Here is a 15,652-nt window from a genome sequence, read left to right as displayed (position 1 = left end):
CTATCGGTTCGATACCGGAGGGTCGTATGCATTCCGACAGAAATCCAGGAACGGCTTGCAGGCGGCCTCGAAACTTTCGAACTCCCTTTTAAAGGCCTTGAGCTGCTGAGATCGACTGCCCGGGGCGCCTCTGGACTGAGATTGAAACACATCCCCCCACTTTTCATTGTAAGTAGCGACCTTGGCCCGCAGTGCCTCGAGGGTAAAAAGCTCGCCATGGCCGCACTTTATAGCGGCATCGATGGCCTCGTTAATGTTCGCTTTGAATCCCGACTTAATTGGCGGCAGCAGAGTCTGGTCGAAATTATTGAGAAGAATGTGCTCGTCTGAATAACCCTGAAATGCACTTCTCACAGCCCCCATGTGCCGCTCTATGCCGCGCATCAGGGAAAGGTATTCGCCGCGAACCTTCAGGTTGAGCGCCGCCTCGGCATCAGCCCTTCGCTCGATATTCGAAAGGTAGTGGATGGCGCTGCTGGTAAACAGGGCCGCAGTTGCAGCGCCGGCAGTCAACCACTCAGCCTTCAAGGGGATGGAGCCGAAAACCGTGAGCAGCAGCAAGACGGAAATCCCCCCTACCAAGATCCCCGCGACGAATGCCTCGCCCCCCGTCAGTCCGCGCGCTCCGCCCCCTAGTTCTTGCTTCACAGCAGCACCTCCACCCACTTCTCTCGGTGCCGCCCAGTATAGATCTGCGTCGTCTCCGGCGACTGATGCCCCGCCAGCGCCTGCACCTTCGCAGTTGGCCAGCCGAACTTCTCCTCCAGCCGCCGCGCGCCCAACGCCTTGATCTCATAAAACGAGCTGGCCTGCCCTTTCGCCGGCGAAAGGCTCTCCATCACCGCCGGCGGCGCCCCTGCCTGCACCACCCTCTCGCGCACCTCCGCGAATGCCCGCGACAGAATCGGCCGGCTCAGCTGCGCCGCATGCTCGCGCTGCCCCAGCTTCCGCTTTTCGGGCGGGTAGCTCAGCAGAAAGGGGCAATCCTCCACCTGGTGCGCCAGGCAGTCCTCGATCGCGCGGCGCAGCTCCACGTGCGGCCGTATACGCAGCAAGCCAAAACCTGCGGCCTCGCTTTTCAACTGCCGCACAGCCCAGCGCTTGGCCCTTGCGTCCCAGCTCGTGCGCGGCAGCACGGTCAGGTCCACCGGCCGTTGCAGGCTCGTCAGCGTCAGCGTCATCGCCCGCTGCAGCCAGCCAGGCGCCGCCGCGAACACAGCATCGTAGGCCTCATATGTCAGCCGAACCCGCTGGATCTCCGAGTCCGGCAATATCACCCCCTCGGCCGGGTTGGCGTCACGGCGACCGCGCGAGACCGCCAGGGCGAAGAACAGCGCCAGGTGCGCCCGCAGCACCTCGGCCGCGCGCAGCGGCTGCTCATCGAGCAGATCCACCACCTCGCGCCGGGTGATCGACGCCACATCGCGCTCGTTCCAGATCTCCGCCTTGCGCGCAGACACCCGGTAGTTGTCCATCGTCGACTTGGCCAAGGGCTGGCCGCTGCGCTTGCGCTTCTTCGTCGGCAGGTATTCGTCGAACACCCAGCCCATGTGCTCGCGCCACGTTTCCGCCGGCGCATCAATGCGGTTGACCAGCACCTGCACCGCATCCGGCGCAGACCGCCGCGCCGCAACCCGCACCGCCTGCAGCGCAGCCGCCAGATCGCGCCCCAGGCCGATTTCCTCGCCTGAAACGGGGTCCACATAGCTGTAATACGTCACGCCCCTGCGCTCACGCGCGCGCAACCCCTGAGGCCACCCAGCGCGAGCCCGCGTCGATCGATGTCGTCCCATGTCATCTCCTCCTTTCGGGGAAAATAACGGGAAAATAGGGGGAACAACAAACCCACGTTGACAGCGTGCGCTGTATCGTGATGTTTTTATTGGCTTTAATGGTCGGGGCGGAGGGATTCGAACCCCCGACCCTCTGCTCCCAAAGCAGATGCGCTACCAAACTGCGCTACGCCCCGACATCCTTCTCAAGCCTGCAGACGAAGAAAACGCCCGACCGTGCGGCCGGGCGCTTAGTTCAGACAACAGTTTAGCTCAAAAGACGTATTTGGCCGAGAACTGCAGGCGGTCCAGGCTGCCATCGGCGCCACTTTCCACTTCGCGTTCGGCATGCCGGAACTCGACCCCGGTGGTGATTTTCGGCACCGGCGAATAGAGCAGGTTGACGCTGGCGCTGCTGACACGCTGGGTGACGGCGTTGGTGGTGAGGGCGACATCGTTGTCCGCGGTGAACATCGAGTAGGTCACGGTACTGCGCCATTTCGGGCTCCAGGCCTGCCGCAGGGCGACGTACCCGGCGGTGATGCCGATGGCGTCAAGTTCATTGTTGCCGTCGAGCGCAGCATCGGCTGACAGCCCGAGGCCGATGTAACGCCCGATGCCCTCGCCATGGTTGAGCATGAAGCGGAAATCGGTTGCCGGCCCCAACGGCAGCTTGCCCGACACGCTGATGCCGATCCCGGTTTCGCTGTCGTCCGGTCCGCCGGTGCTGGCATCGTCGATCGACAGCTGCCGGGCGATCACCGCCACCCCAACGTTTCCGCCCTGCAGCGGCGCGATGTAGCGCAGCACCAGATCCGGCAGCTGGCTGTCGTTCTTGGCGGCGACCGTGCCGGCAGTGTTGACGGTGGTTTCCGGGTTTTCCAGCGCCACCGCCCAGTTGCCGTGGCTATACCGCAGCTGGGTCTGGCGGTCGAACACGGTACCTTCGGAGGGAAAGGCGACGAAATCGAGCGTCTCGGGAATCGCGCCGAGGTTCTGGAAGGTGCTCCACTCCTGGCCGATCAACCAGTTGTCGATGGTCAGGAAGGCGCGCCGCAGCCCCGGGTTGTAGGCGTTGGTGATGACCTCGTTGCCGGCGCCCTGGCTGACGATGAAGTCGAACTCGATGTGGCCACCGATCTGCAGGCCCTGGTAAGGCGTTTTGGCGCTGATGAACAGCCGCGTTTCCTTGGCATGGGCATCCAGAACGCTGTAGCTGTTGCCGCCCCCCGCCGAAACCGGGGTGGCCCCCGGCAGGTAGAAGTCGCGGGCACCCCCCTGCGCCACTTCCCCTTCGGAGAAGCGGCTATAGAGCACGTCGGCTTTGACGTAGCCGCCCCAGTTCAGGGTGGTGGTGCCAAAACTCATCTCATTGGCCAGGCCCAGCGCCGGGCTGGCGGCCAATGCGACCAGACCGAGGCGCATCAGCCCCGACGGGCGGCACGGTCGCACGGTGCGTATGGTGATCATTGTTGTCTCCTCTCTGTCGCCGAATGCGCCTCGTCGGACGCGATGAGACGACTGTTGCGCCCGGCGCCATCGGCCGCCATTCACCCTTGGTCGAAAACGGCGGCGGTTTCGACCAAAGGCCACGCTCACCCTAAGTCGAATGGCGTCGGGGAACGCGGCGGCGTAGAACCGTGAATGAACTGTTTGCGCGAGGCGACATACGATGGCGGGACCAGACCCCGGCGCCCCGGCGCCCGATACGAGGTTGACGACCATGCAGGCCACCGTGGTGATCGTTGCCGACGACCATCCGCTGTTTCGCGCCGCCCTGGTGCAGGCGGTGCGCGGGCTGCTGCCGGATGCCACGGTCCTGGAGGTCGATCGTTTTGACAGCCTGCGCGAAACCGCCGCCGCCACACCCGATGCCGAACTGGTGCTGCTCGACCTGCACATGCCCGGCGCCCGGGGGTTCTCGTCGCTGCTGCATCTGCGCAACGAACATCCGGCGCTACCGGTGGTGGTGGTCTCCGGCCATGAAGACCCGGCGATCATGCGCCGCGCCCTCGATTTCGGCGCCTCCGGCTTCATCCCCAAATCTGCGGGCCTGCCGGTGTTGTCCGAGGCGCTCACCCGGGTCCTGGAAGGTGGCATCTGGACGCCGCCGCAACTGCTGCACGCCAGCGTCCATGCCGGCGACCGGGAACAGGCCAAGCGTATCGCCAGCCTGTCGCCGCAGCAGTTCCGCGTCTTCATGATGCTGGCCGAGGGCTATCTCAACAAGCAGATTGCCTATGAGATTCATGTCACCGAAGCCACGGTGAAAGCCCATGTCACCGCCATCCTGCGCAAGCTCGGATTGATCCGTCGCACCCAGGCGGCACTATTGGCGCAACGGCTGCTGCAGGCGGAAGCCGCCTCGCTGGAGGTGCCACCCGGGACCGACGACGGCGACGACGACATTCAGGACGCGGCGCCGTAGGATCCTGCACTGCACCCGCACGCGCGTCGTCACAGGCCCAACGGCGCCAGCGGTCCGGCGCCCTCGCGCAGCACCCGCGGCACGTCATCGGTGAGATCGACCACCGTGGTTGGAATGGTGCCGGCGGACCCGGCTGCGACGACGATATCCACCAGCGGCAACAGGGCCTCGCGCCAGTCTTCGGGGTCGCCCACCGGCTCGTCTTCGTCGGGCAACTGCAGGGTGCAGGACATCAGGGCCTGATCAAGGGCGCCCAGCAAGGCCTGGGTGACGATGTGATCGGGCACCCGGATACCGATGGTCTTGCGTCGCTCATGGGCGATCCGCTTGGGCAGTTCCTTGCTGGCCATCAGCACGAAGGTGTAGGCGCCTGGTGTCAGCTGCTTCAGCAGCCGGAACTGGGTGTTGTCCACCCGCGCATACGTCGCAATTTCCGACAGGTCGCGACAGACCAGAGTGAACTGATGATGCTTGTCGAAGCGGCGGATCCGACGTAGGCGCTCGGCAGCCGCGCGATCATCGAGGTGACAGCCGAGTGCATAGCCGGAATCGGTGGGATAGGCCACAACCGCACCCTCGCGGATGCGCGCAGCGATCTGTGCAAGCTGTCGCCCGTGCGGGTTGAGGGGGTGAAGGTCAAACCAGTCTGCGGCCATCGGCGCATTGTACCCGCCCGCCCTACAATAACCGCATGAAAAATCTGCTCGACCTGGCTCCGGCCGTGATCTTCTTCGTTGCCTACTACCTGGGCGACATCTACACCGCCACGGCAGCAGTCATCGCCGCCCTGTTCGCGGTGGTCATCATTTATGCGCTATGGGAACGTCGCCTGCACAAGATGCACTTCACCGCTGCCATGCTGGGGCTGGTGCTGGGCGGCCTGACGCTCTACGTGCGCGACCCGGTGTTCATCAAGTTCAAGCCCAGTGCCGTCTACGGATTGATGGGCCTGGTGCTGGCCGGCAGCCACCTGATCGGCCAGCGCGTGATGCTGCAACGTCTGCCGCAAACCCTGCTGACCCTGCCCGCCCCACTGTGGCGCCGCCTCAACGGCATCTGGGCGGGGTTCTTTCTCGGGCTGGCGGCGCTCAACTTCTATGTTGCCAGTGAGCTCAGCGAGGCCATCTGGGTGCAGTTCCGCACCTATGGCTATTCGCTGCTGATGTTCGGCTTTCTGATGGCACACCTGCCGTTCCTGTCGAAGTATCTGCCGGAGTCGAGCCGCTGATGCAGTATCTGATTCTCGCCACCGACCGACCGGGTACCGCTGCGATCCGTCGCGCCACGCGCCCGGCGCACCTCGAATATCTCGCGGCGCTGCAGGCCGAGGGGCGCCTGTTGCTGGCCGGCCCACGGCTACTCAACGATGTGCCGGACCCGGCCGGCGGCGTCATCGGCAGTGTCATCGTCGGCGAGTTCGCCAGCCTGGCCGAAGCCCGGGATTGGGCTGATCGAGACCCCTACGCACAAGCCGGTCTGTTCGAACAGGTCCGCATCGAGCCGATGTTGAAGGTGCTGCCAGCATGACGACCGGAGACCGTATCGCCCGCATCGAGGCCGCGCTCAGGGCTGCGCTGACGCCCACCCACCTGGAAATCCGCGATGACAGCCATTTACATGCCGGCCATGCCGGTGCCCGCAGCGGCCGCGGTCACTTTCACGTCACGTTGCACAGCGCCCAATTCAGGGGGATGCCGCCGCTGGCGCGTCACCGTGCGGTCTACGCCGCCCTCGGCAGCCTGATGGACAGCGACATTCACGCCCTGTCACTGGCCCTGTCCACCCCCCAGGCCAGCGACTCGGACCTCGCGCCCGACCCGACACCCTTGTAGGAAATTGTCGACATCGCCCTGCAACAACAGCGCTCCCGGTTTGCCAGTTCGAGGGGCTGTGCCAGAATGAGGGTGAGTTTGCAACTGACATAACCACAAGGGGCTTCAAGGGCATGAACACAAAAACGTTCCTCAGCGGCGTCGCCATGACGACCGCCATCGGCCTGTCGGGTCCGGCCGCTGCACAGAGCGTGCTCTGTGACTGCAGCACGGTCGACAGCTACATCGGCGTTCTCGCCACCTACACCTTCGCGGACGATGAGCGCCTGGCGGATCTCGACTACGCCACCGGCGCCAAGGTGCTGTTCGGCAAGCAGTTCACCGACAGTGCCTTCGGCTACGAATTCAATGCGTTCTTCGATACCTTCGAGACCGATCTCAACGGCACCGACTTCTACCGTTCCGGTCTCGGGCTTGATCTCACCCTGCGTCTGGGTGGTGATCGCAGCGGCTTCACGCCGTTCCTGATCGCCGGTATCGGCGGCGCCTACAACGACGTCGTCCCCGACGATGAAGACGATTTCGACTTCACCGCCAACGCCGGCCTCGGTTTCGTGACCGGTCCGCTGACCGACTCCGGCCAGCTGCGTCTGCGCGGCGAAGGTCGTTACGTGTACGACAACTTCCTCGATGGCTTCGGCGACATCCGCGTCGGACTCGGCCTCGAGTTCGCCATGTTCAAGCCGGCCGAAGCGCCGGCACCGGCCGAAGCCCAGGTACAGGTGGTCGAAGTGCCCACCGGTCTGGTCGATAGCGACGGCGACGGCGTGGTGGATGAAAAGGACAACTGCCCTGACACCCCCGCCGGCACCCGGGTTGACGGCGTCGGCTGCCCGCTCGACAGCGTCATCACCCTTCATGGCGTGACCTTCGAATTCAACAAGGACCGCCTCACCGCGGACGCCAAGACGATTCTCGACGACGCCACCGAGACATTGACCAAGTATCCGGAGATGCAGGTTGAGGTCGCGGGTCACACCGACAACATCGGTTCGGATGCCTACAACCTCGAACTGTCGAAGCGCCGCGCCGCTGCCGTGGTCGACTATTTCGTCGCCAATGGTGTTGGCAGCAGCCAGCTGACCTCGGAAGGCTACGGCGAGTCGGAGCCGATCGAAACCAACGATACCGCCGAAGGACGCGAACTCAACCGCCGCGTTGAACTGCGCATTCTCAACTGAGCCACGGCGACCACACAGGACTATTCATCATGAAAAAAGCAAACATCTGGACCTCGGCGGCAATCGCCGGTCTTTTCACGCTCGGCCTCGCCGGCTGCAGCGCCGACGGCACCCTGGACTTCGATTCCGGCACCGGCGGTCTCAACGACAACGGCAACGAAGTCTCCGACGACCCGAATGACGGCTTCCTCAACGACGGTTCGGTCGGCGGCGTGATCTCGGTTGATGGCACCGCCATCGAAGGCACCTTCCGCTGCACCGCCAGCGCCCAGGCACTGGCCGGCGCCACCACCGAAGTCACCGCCAATGGCCTGCTCGGCGGCCCCTTGTCGCTGCTGTTGAATCTGCTCGGTGGCAACACCGTCACCGCGTTGACCAACAGTGTCCAGGACAAGAACGACGCCATTGACGGCTCACTGGTCAGCCACTCGACCTTCGTGCTGACGGTTGATCTGCTGAACCTGCTGGACTCGGTTGATCAATCGGTGCTCCTGCCGACTGATCGCAATGCCGGAGATTTCGCCGCGTTTGCGGTGGCCTTCCCGGCCGGCACGGTCAACCTGGCGCTGCTGAACCAGATCCGGGTGACGACCTTCCTCAATGGCAACGAGCAGGAAACCTCCCTGCCCCTCACCCAGAATGCGCTTGACCTCTTGGGTCAGAACCTGGTGGGTGATGTTTTCGCCTTTGTCGGTCTGCAGGCCACCCAGCCGTACGATCGGGCCACTCTCAGCTTCGAACCGGCCGTGCTCAATGCGGACGTTGGCGAAGCCATGTTCGTCTACGAGATGTGCACCGATGTTCAGGTGATTCCGCCGCCGATCGCACCCTGATCAGCGTGTGGCATGCAACGCGGGGGCCATCATGGCCCCCGCGTTTTTTTATGCCCGAAAAGGGCGATCAAGCGCAGCATCAGTAGAGCGCCGTAAGCGCCAAGAATGCCCATCAGGGCCATCATCAGCTGTGGCCATTGCTGTATCAGCAAGCGCGGCAGGGTGCCCTTGTAGACGGTCTTGATCATCCCCAGCAGGGGATGCGGCTTCAGCAATACCACCGACCGTCGCAGGGCAAAACGAACGCCGGCATCGCCATGACGCGCGGCCCGGGCCAGCAGCGCTGCACCGTCGTCTCCGTGTGTTTTAGCCAGCACCAGCCCTGGGCGACCTGCCCACAGCAGGCCCTGTCGGATGGCTGGCTGGCGCGCCAAACGTGTCATCAACGGCAGCTCGTCGACATCGTCGACCAAGTGCAACAGGCGAATGCCGACGGCGGGCCCGGTCTCGGCCGAGAGCTGCCCGACCGCCGTGGCCGTGCGCCGCCAGGGGCCCAGGTCGCCCCGCTGCACGGCACGCCGGGTCATCTGCAGCACCTGTCGACCCACCCGGGCGCTCAGTGCCCCGGTCCGCCGGGCCAGCTTCAGTACGGCGGTGCCCAGATCGGCCGAGGGGACGGCCGTCAGCAGCAGGCCGGCGGACGACAGCCCGACCAACACCGGATCGGTCGGCTCGCCACGCAGTGCCCGTCCGCCCTGGATCACCAGATCGCGCACATCGCCGAACACCAGAAGATCGGCCACCACCGCACCAGTGAGCGCGGCAGTGGAATCACCGTCACCGGTCAGCGCACCCGACAACAGCGCACGCCCCTGTCGGCGCCAGTGATCACGCTCGGCTTCGATCGCAGCCCGCAGCCGGTCCGTCTCGGGCCCGGGCGGTGCCAGTGCCAGGACCGTCAGCGCCTCGGCGAAACGCGACTCGGCCGCCAATGCCTGCGCCTCGACGCGAGCGTCGGGCACCGGCATCTGCGTCAGCTGCCATTCCGCCTGCAGTGTCGGCCAAGCGGCCCACAGCCAAGCCCACAGGGCGATGACCAGCCCCAGGCGAAGCAACAGGGTCAGTGACTGCAGGTGCGCACGCATGACCCAGTGTGCCCCAGGCACAGGGCCGTGCGTCAGGACGTCAGGGGGCGCCGTCCTGCAACAGTTGTTCGAAGGCCGCCCAGTCCAGCACCGGAACGCCCAGCGCATGAGCCTTGTCGAGCTTGCTGCCGGCGGCCTCGCCGGCCACCACGTAGTCAGTCTTCGACGACACACTGCCGGCGACCTGACCACCAGCCTCGATGATGCGGGCGATGATGGCGTCGCGCGGCTGCGGCAGGGTCCCGGTGACCACCAGCTTGCGTCCCTGCAACGGGCCCTCCATCGGTCGGACCGCGATGGCCGGCCACTGCAGACCGGCGGCCTGCAATCGCGCCAGCAGCGCCCGGTGTCGGGGATCTGCAAACCAGTGGACAAGACTGCGCGCCACCTCGATGCCGACATCGTCCACCGCCCGCAGCAGCGGCAGCCGCTCGCGGTCCTTGCGGTCCGGTGTGTCCGTCGGTGCGTCAGCTTCGCAGGCGGCGATCAGCGCTTCCAGCGAGCCGAAGTGCCGCGCGAGGGTATCGGCGGTCGCCTCGCCAACGTCACGAATCCCCAGCGAGAACAGGAATCGCGGCAAGGTGGTGGACCGCGCCCGCGTCAGTGCCGCCGCGACGTTGGCGGCCGATTTTTCCCCCATGCGATCAAGTCCGGCAAGGGTCTCGGCGCTGAGGGCGAACAGATCCGCAGGGTCCCGGACATGACCTTCTTCGATCAGCTGCGTCAGCAGCTTGTCGCCGAGCCCCTCAATATCCAGGGCGCGTCGGGATACCGCATGCAGCAGCCCGGCGTGCAGCTGGGCGCGGCAGGTCAAGCCCCCACTGCAGCGCGCGACCGCCTCCCCCTCCAGCCGCTCCACCGGGCTGCCGCAGACCGGACAGTCAGCGGGCAGCATGACGGGACGGGCATCGGCCGGGCGTCGGTCTGCCACCACTGCCTTGACCTCGGGGATGACATCGCCGGCGCGGCGCACGATCACGCTGTCGCCGATATGGAGGTCCTTGCGCAACACTTCATCCATGTTGTGCAGGGTGGCGTTGGAAACGGTCGCCCCGCCCACGAAAACCGGCTCCAACCGTGCGACCGGCGTGACTGCCCCGGTGCGGCCGATCTGGAACTCGACGTCGAGCAGGGTGGTGGTGGCCTCCTCGGCGGGGAACTTGTGGGCAATCGCCCAACGCGGCGCGCGGGCGACATAGCCAAGCTCTTCGCGGCCGGCGAGGTCGTCGAGCTTGTAGACCACCCCGTCAATGTCGAACGGCAGCTGGGCGCGGCGCGCCAGCAGGTCGGCGTAGTAGGCGAGGCAGGCGGGGACGCCGTCGACCGAACGCACCAGGTCGCTGACTGGGAGACCGAAATCTCGCAGGGCCTCCAGCAAGGCCATCTGCGTCGACGGCAGCACCCAGCCCTCGTGTGCGCCCAGGGCATAGGCATAGAACTGCAGCGGGCGGCGGGCGGTAACGGCCGGATCGAGCTGCCGCAGAGCGCCGGCGGCGGCATTGCGCGGGTTCACATACGGCTTCTCGCCACGCGCGTGCTGCTGGGCATTGAGCTCAGCGAATCCAGCGTGCGGAAGGAAAACCTCCCCACGGACTTCCAGAACGTCGGGCGGACTGCCGCGCAGTCGCAGCGGTATGCTGCGCAGGGTGCGGAGATTAGCGGTAACGTCCTCACCGCTACTGCCGTCGCCACGGGTGGCGCCCTGCACCAGCATGCCGGCCTCGTAGCGAAGGCTGACGGCGAGTCCATCGAGCTTGGGTTCAGCGGTATAGCGGACCTCACCACGCCCCAGTCCCTCGCGGACGCGGCGATCGAACTCGCGCAATTCCTCCTCGCTGAAGCAGTTGTTCAGCGACCGCATCGGGACGGAATGGCGGACCTCGGAAAATCGGGCGGAAGGCGCCGTCCCCACCCGCTGACTGGGGGAGTCGGGACTCACCCACTCCGGGTGCGCGTCCTCGATGGCCAGCAGCTCGCGAAACAGGGCGTCGTACTCAGCATCCGCAATGCGCGGCGCATCCAGCGCGTAATAGGCGTGATCATGCGACCGGATTGCCTCGCGCAGCACCTGCAGGCGCTGCGCGGGATCAACCGCAGGCATGGTCCTTATCCGAGCTTGCGGGCGTGGGCCCAGTCGGCCACCCGCTGACGCAAGGCCTGCCGGGTTTCATCCGACAGCACCTCACGCCGATGGTCGAAGACCTCGGCGTTGAGCGCGCCGGCCAGCCGATCGCAGGTGCTGAACATGTCTTCAAGACAGGCCGTCGGTTTGAGCGGGCCCGGCAAGGTCATGAACACCGTCAGCCCCGGCGATGAGAACTGCTCGGCATCGGCCGGGTTCAATTCACCGGGCTTGATGATGCTGGCGACGCTGAACTGCACCATATCGTTGTTGAGGCGGTGATAGATCTGCTTCGCGCCGAACTGCAGCCGCTGCGCCTGCAGGGCACTGTGGAGCTTGCGTCCCGCAATCGCGGTGCCTTCCCGCTCGGCGACAAACAACACGATGAAATCATCGTCATCGGCGCTGTCAGTCGGTGATGTCGCTGCTGGCGCTGGCGCGGAGGGCGGCGGCGCGGCTGGCACCGGCGCATCGACCGATGGGGCCTGACGAGCCTTGATGAAAGCGGGTACCGGCGGCTCGGCGGCGGCAGGCGGCAGGGTATCTGCAGCCGGCTCGGCGAACAGATCAGAGGAGGTTCCGGCGGCGCGAGGCTGCGACCCCATGTCCGGATTGCTGCGCTTGCGAGGGCGGCCAACGCCAAATTCATCGAACTGCCCGGTCGCGCCGAAGATATCCATCTGGTCAGCGCCGGGCAGACTGCGGGGCTTGCCGCCCGGAGGCGCCGGTGGGGTCCAGCCGTCACCGCCGCCGGCCCGCTCGCGCCGGCTGACCACCACGATGGCGATGACCACCGCCACGCCCAAAATGAGCAATGCCCACTGCAAGATGCTCATGCCACCGCCTCTCGATCTTCGGTCAGCGCCACTGCCTGCTGCACATCCACGCTCACCAAGCGAGACACGCCGGGTTCTTGCATGGTCACACCGTGCAGATGCAGGGCCAGTTCCATGGTGATTTTGTTATGGGTGATGATAATGAATTGGACGGCTTCCGACATTTCCCGGACCACATCGCAGAAACGGCCGACATTGGCATCGTCCAGCGGGGCATCGACTTCGTCCATCAGGCAGAACGGCGCCGGGTTGAGCTGGAACAGCGCCAGCAACAGCGCCACCGCGGTCATCGCCTTCTCGCCCCCCGACAACAGCTGGATGGTGGAATTGCGCTTGCCGGGGGGGCGCGCCATCACCCGCACCCCGGTGTTGAGCAGGTCATCGCCGGTGAGTTCGAGGTAGGCCTCACCGCCACCGAACAATCGCGGGAAACGGTCGACGAACACGGTGTTGACACGATCGAAGGTATCGCGAAACAGCGCCTTGGTCTCGGTATCGATCTTGTGCATCGCCGATTCCAGGGTGTCCAGCGCCCCTACCAGGTCCGTGTGCTGCCGTTCGAGATAGTCGGCGCGTGCCTGACCCTCCTCCAGTTCCTGGATGGCAGCAAGGTTGATCGCACCCAGCCGTTCGATGCGTCGCAGTACGGCAGCCAGTTCGGCCTCCCAGGCCGCCACCTCGGCATCGGCTGGTACGTTGGCCTCCAGGGCCTCCCGTTCGAAACCGGTTTCCGCCAGCTGGGTCGCCAACTCCTCGACCCTGGCCCGGCTGTTCTCGGCCGCCAGCCGGGCCTGCTGGGTTGCCTCCACCGCGGCATCGCGCGCCTGCTCGGCGTTCAGCAGGGCCTGCTGGGCGGCGCCCAGTGCCTGCTCGACCCCCTCGGTTTCTCCGCGCACCTTGCGCAGTACGTCGCGGGCCGCAGCCACCGCCTGCTGCGCCTGGTCAAGCGCGGCTTGCTGCTGCGCCAGCGGCACGCTCCACTCTTCAGCCCGGCTTGACTGGCTGCGTACCTGCTCGCTGAGGCCCTGATGTCGCTGCTGCAGCTCCTGCAACCCCTGTTCCATCCCAGCAACCGCCGACTGCCGACCAGCACGTTGCACCTGATGCTGGTTCCGTTGCGCCTGTTGCTGGGCCAGCTGTGCACGTGCCCGATGTACCTCGTCACGACGCCGCGCCAGGGTTTGCTGAATCTCGCCACGTTGCTGCTTGAGGGCCGCCGCCACCGCTTCAAGGTCGGTCAGCCGTGATCGGGCGCTGCCCAGCTCCTGCTCGGCGGTCTGCACGACACCGGCCGCTTCTTCCTGTTCGGCCTGCAGCCGCGCCAGACGGGCCTGCATCTGTTCCAGCCGGACCTGCTGCGACTGCCGCACCGCCAGCTTCTGCGAATGCCGGCTGCGCGTCTGCTCGAACTGCGCCGCCAGGTTGCGCCGCTCGCCTTCCAGTTGCTGCATCTGCTCGACCTGCGTGCGGACAAGCCCATCGAGGCGCTCGATACGCGCATCAAGCTTGGCCAGCTCGTCGCGCAACTCCTGAATCAGACGGCCGCGGACGATGACCCCGCTGTTGTCTTCACCGCCGCGGGGATATCGCAGCCAGTCGCGCCCCGCCCACAGGCCCTGAGGGGTGATACAGGAGCGACCCGGCGGCAGGGCGGGACGCCGTGCCATCAGCGCGTCCGCGCACTCCACCAGTTCCACCTGGGATGCCAGCGCCAGCACCGCACCCGGCCCACGCAAATGCGCTGCCAGGCCCTGCTCGCCGCGTGCCAGAACACCGTCCATCAGCATCAGTCCGGCCTTGGGTCCCCGCGACGGCAAGCCTTTCTCGCCCAGACTGTCGACCACCGGCGCCTGCAGCAGCCCGTCCAGCACCTGCTCCACGGCCGCCTCCCAGCCGGGGTCGACCTCCAGGCACTGGGCCAGCCGCGGGGCTGCCTCGACGTCGTGCTGACGCAGCCACTGACCGAGTTCGGCGTCATCCCGCTTCATCGCCGCCTGCTGCAGCGTCTCCAACGACGACAGACGCCCCTTGACCGATTGCTGTTGCTGCCGCGCTTCATGCAAGGCCGTTTCATCGGCGCGCCGCGCTTCCCGCACCAGGCTGAGCTGCTGGTCAACCTCGGTGAGCCGCTGCTGATGCTGTTCGACAGCGGTCTGCAGACTGACCAGTTCGGCTTCGGCGTCGTTCAATGACTGCCGCACCGCCTCGATGTTGAGCGTTCCGATCTCCTGCTCCAAGCGCTTCAGCCGTTCCTGCGCCTGGAACCGGCTCCGTTCGAGCGCCTGAACCCGGACGCGCTCGGCTTCGGTCTGGGTCAAAGGCGCTTCGGCATCGTGCGTGAACAGGTCCCAGGCCTTCTGGGCCTCCGCTGCAGCTTCTTCGGCTTCGACCAGCTGGTCCTGTGCCGCCCGTTCGGCGGCCTCGGCATCAGCGAACGCCTGCTCCAGTGAGGTCAGCTGATGTCGCGCCTCGTCCAGGCGCTGGCTTTCCCGCGTGATGCGTTCGGCTGCGTCGGCCAGCGCCCGCTCGGCACCCTCGCGTTCGCGGGCCTGAAGCGACTGCAATTCCCGCGTGTGGGTCAGGGTCTGTTGTGCCTGCGCCTGCGCCGCTTCGCATTCATAGAGCCGGCTCTGTTCGGCATGAATGGCCTCCTGCGAGGCGCGCAGGGCCTGCTCGGAGGCTGCCCGCGCCTGCTGTGTCGCCTCCAACCTTGCGCGCGCCTGCAGTGCGGCCTGCTCGCGCTCGGCAATGGTCTGCTGCTGCAGGGCCTGTTCGGCATCCAGCTGACGGGCTCGCAGCAACAACACCTCAGCCTTCAGTCGTCGTTCGTCGGCTTTCAGGCCCTTGTACTTCTCGGCATTGGCCGCCTGACGGCCGAGCACGTCAAGACGCCCCTGCAATTCGGTGCGGACGTCGTTGAGACGATCCAGGTTTTCGCGGGTCTGGCGGATGCGGCTTTCGGTCTCGCGCCGGCGGTCCTTGTACTTGCTGATGCCAGCCGCCTCCTCCAGCCACAGCCGCAATTCCTCAGGCTTGGCCTCGATCATCCGGCTGACCATGCCCTGTTCGATGATGGCGTACTGGTTCTTGCCGCCCAGGCCGGTCCCGAGAAACAGGTCGGTGACATCACGTTTGAGGCACTTGCGGCCATTGAGGAAGTACTGCGAGCTACCGTCGCGCGTCAGCTCACGCCGAACCGAGATCTCGCTGTAGGCTGCATAGGCGCCGGTGATGAGTCCATCACTGTTGTCGAACAGCAGTTCGACACTGGCACGTCCAACCGGTTTGCGGCTCTTCGAGCCGTTGAAGATGACATCTTCGGCATCCGCACCCCGAAGATTTTTCATACTGGTCTCGCCCAGCACCCAGCGCACCGCATCGATGATGTTCGACTTGCCGCAGCCATTGGGGCCGACCACGCTGGTCAGGTTGCCCGGCAAGGGCAGGTGCGTGGGGTCGACGAAGGATTTGAAGCCGGCGAGTTTGATGCCCGACAGTCGCATTATTTGGTCTGAAAAGCGTGGACGGCCCGTGGGGGCAAAGGCGACAGTGTAAATTACAGC

Annotated in this window: 14 protein-coding genes and 1 tRNA gene; 6 read left to right on the top strand and 9 right to left on the bottom strand. The window is 65.6% G+C overall.

Translation table 11 applies throughout. The annotated features are described in order from the left end of the window. The 4 genes from JN531_RS12500 to JN531_RS12485 form a co-directional block, all read right to left on the bottom strand. Complete coding sequence (locus JN531_RS12500) at window positions 1-561, bottom strand: hypothetical protein (protein ID WP_239795300.1); 561 nt, start codon at window positions 559-561, stop codon at window positions 1-3. An 83-nt stretch (window positions 562-644) separates the two neighbouring features. Then, entirely contained in the window at window positions 645-1,793 is a 1,149-nt protein-coding gene (locus JN531_RS12495; RefSeq protein WP_228349190.1) for a phage integrase Arm DNA-binding domain-containing protein, read from the bottom strand. A gap of 99 nt (window positions 1,794-1,892) precedes the next feature. Further along, window positions 1,893-1,969, bottom strand: a tRNA-Pro gene (locus JN531_RS12490). 76 nt (window positions 1,970-2,045) lie between these two features. Next, window positions 2,046-3,242: a DcaP family trimeric outer membrane transporter gene (locus JN531_RS12485; protein WP_228349189.1), complete on the bottom strand. Its 1,197-nt coding sequence runs from the start codon at window positions 3,240-3,242 to the stop codon at window positions 2,046-2,048. Window positions 3,243-3,495: 253 nt separating this feature from the next. Here JN531_RS12485 and JN531_RS12480 point away from each other — a divergent pair, with 253 nt between their 5' ends. Next, on the top strand, window positions 3,496-4,200 hold the full coding sequence (locus JN531_RS12480; protein WP_228349997.1) for a response regulator: 705 nt from the start codon (window positions 3,496-3,498) through the stop codon (window positions 4,198-4,200). A 29-nt stretch (window positions 4,201-4,229) separates the two neighbouring features. Here the strand turns inward: JN531_RS12480 and JN531_RS12475 are convergent, their stop codons facing one another. Then, window positions 4,230-4,856, bottom strand: a complete 627-nt coding sequence (locus JN531_RS12475; protein ID WP_228349188.1) for an L-threonylcarbamoyladenylate synthase — start codon at window positions 4,854-4,856, stop codon at window positions 4,230-4,232. 35 nt (window positions 4,857-4,891) lie between these two features. Here JN531_RS12475 and JN531_RS12470 point away from each other — a divergent pair, with 35 nt between their 5' ends. The 5 genes from JN531_RS12470 (at window position 4,892) to JN531_RS12450 (ending at window position 8,046) form a co-directional block, all read left to right on the top strand. Next, window positions 4,892-5,428, top strand: coding sequence for an inner membrane-spanning protein YciB (locus tag JN531_RS12470; protein ID WP_228349187.1), 537 nt, complete (start codon window positions 4,892-4,894; stop codon window positions 5,426-5,428). Then, entirely contained in the window at window positions 5,428-5,727 is a 300-nt protein-coding gene (locus tag JN531_RS12465; RefSeq protein ID WP_228349186.1) for a YciI family protein, read from the top strand. The genes JN531_RS12470 and JN531_RS12465 overlap by 1 nt, the downstream gene beginning before the upstream one ends. Beyond that, complete coding sequence (locus JN531_RS12460; protein WP_228349185.1) at window positions 5,724-6,032, top strand: BolA family protein; 309 nt, start codon at window positions 5,724-5,726, stop codon at window positions 6,030-6,032. The genes JN531_RS12465 and JN531_RS12460 overlap by 4 nt, the downstream gene beginning before the upstream one ends. A 113-nt stretch (window positions 6,033-6,145) precedes the next feature. Continuing rightward, a complete protein-coding gene (locus tag JN531_RS12455) occupies window positions 6,146-7,213 on the top strand; it encodes an OmpA family protein (RefSeq protein ID WP_228349184.1) in 1,068 nt (355 codons plus the stop codon). Window positions 7,214-7,242: 29 nt separating this feature from the next. Beyond that, on the top strand, window positions 7,243-8,046 hold the full coding sequence (locus tag JN531_RS12450; protein WP_228349183.1) for a hypothetical protein: 804 nt from the start codon (window positions 7,243-7,245) through the stop codon (window positions 8,044-8,046). 29 nt (window positions 8,047-8,075) lie between these two features. Here the strand turns inward: JN531_RS12450 and JN531_RS12445 are convergent, their stop codons facing one another. The 4 genes from JN531_RS12445 to smc are packed head-to-tail and all read right to left on the bottom strand — an operon-like array spanning window position 8,076 to window position 15,592. Next, complete coding sequence (locus JN531_RS12445; RefSeq protein WP_228349182.1) at window positions 8,076-9,131, bottom strand: hypothetical protein; 1,056 nt, start codon at window positions 9,129-9,131, stop codon at window positions 8,076-8,078. A 40-nt stretch (window positions 9,132-9,171) separates the two neighbouring features. Then, window positions 9,172-11,232 carry an NAD-dependent DNA ligase LigA gene (gene ligA, locus JN531_RS12440; RefSeq protein WP_228349181.1) on the bottom strand — a complete coding sequence of 687 codons (2,061 nt, stop codon included), beginning with the start codon at window positions 11,230-11,232 and terminating at the stop codon, window positions 9,172-9,174. A 5-nt stretch (window positions 11,233-11,237) separates the two neighbouring features. After that, window positions 11,238-12,089, bottom strand: coding sequence for a cell division protein ZipA (locus tag JN531_RS12435; protein ID WP_228349180.1), 852 nt, complete (start codon window positions 12,087-12,089; stop codon window positions 11,238-11,240). Next, entirely contained in the window at window positions 12,086-15,592 is a 3,507-nt protein-coding gene (gene smc, locus JN531_RS12430) for a chromosome segregation protein SMC (RefSeq protein WP_228349179.1), read from the bottom strand. The genes JN531_RS12435 and smc overlap by 4 nt, the downstream gene beginning before the upstream one ends. Between the last annotated feature and the right edge of the window lie 60 nt (window positions 15,593-15,652).

Origin of the sequence: Flagellatimonas centrodinii, assembly GCF_016918765.2 — a bacterium.
GTDB lineage: Bacteria > Pseudomonadota > Gammaproteobacteria > Nevskiales > Nevskiaceae > Polycyclovorans > Polycyclovorans centrodinii.
Note: the sequence above shows the minus strand (reverse complement) of the source record. Positions and strands in the feature narration are given on the sequence as shown.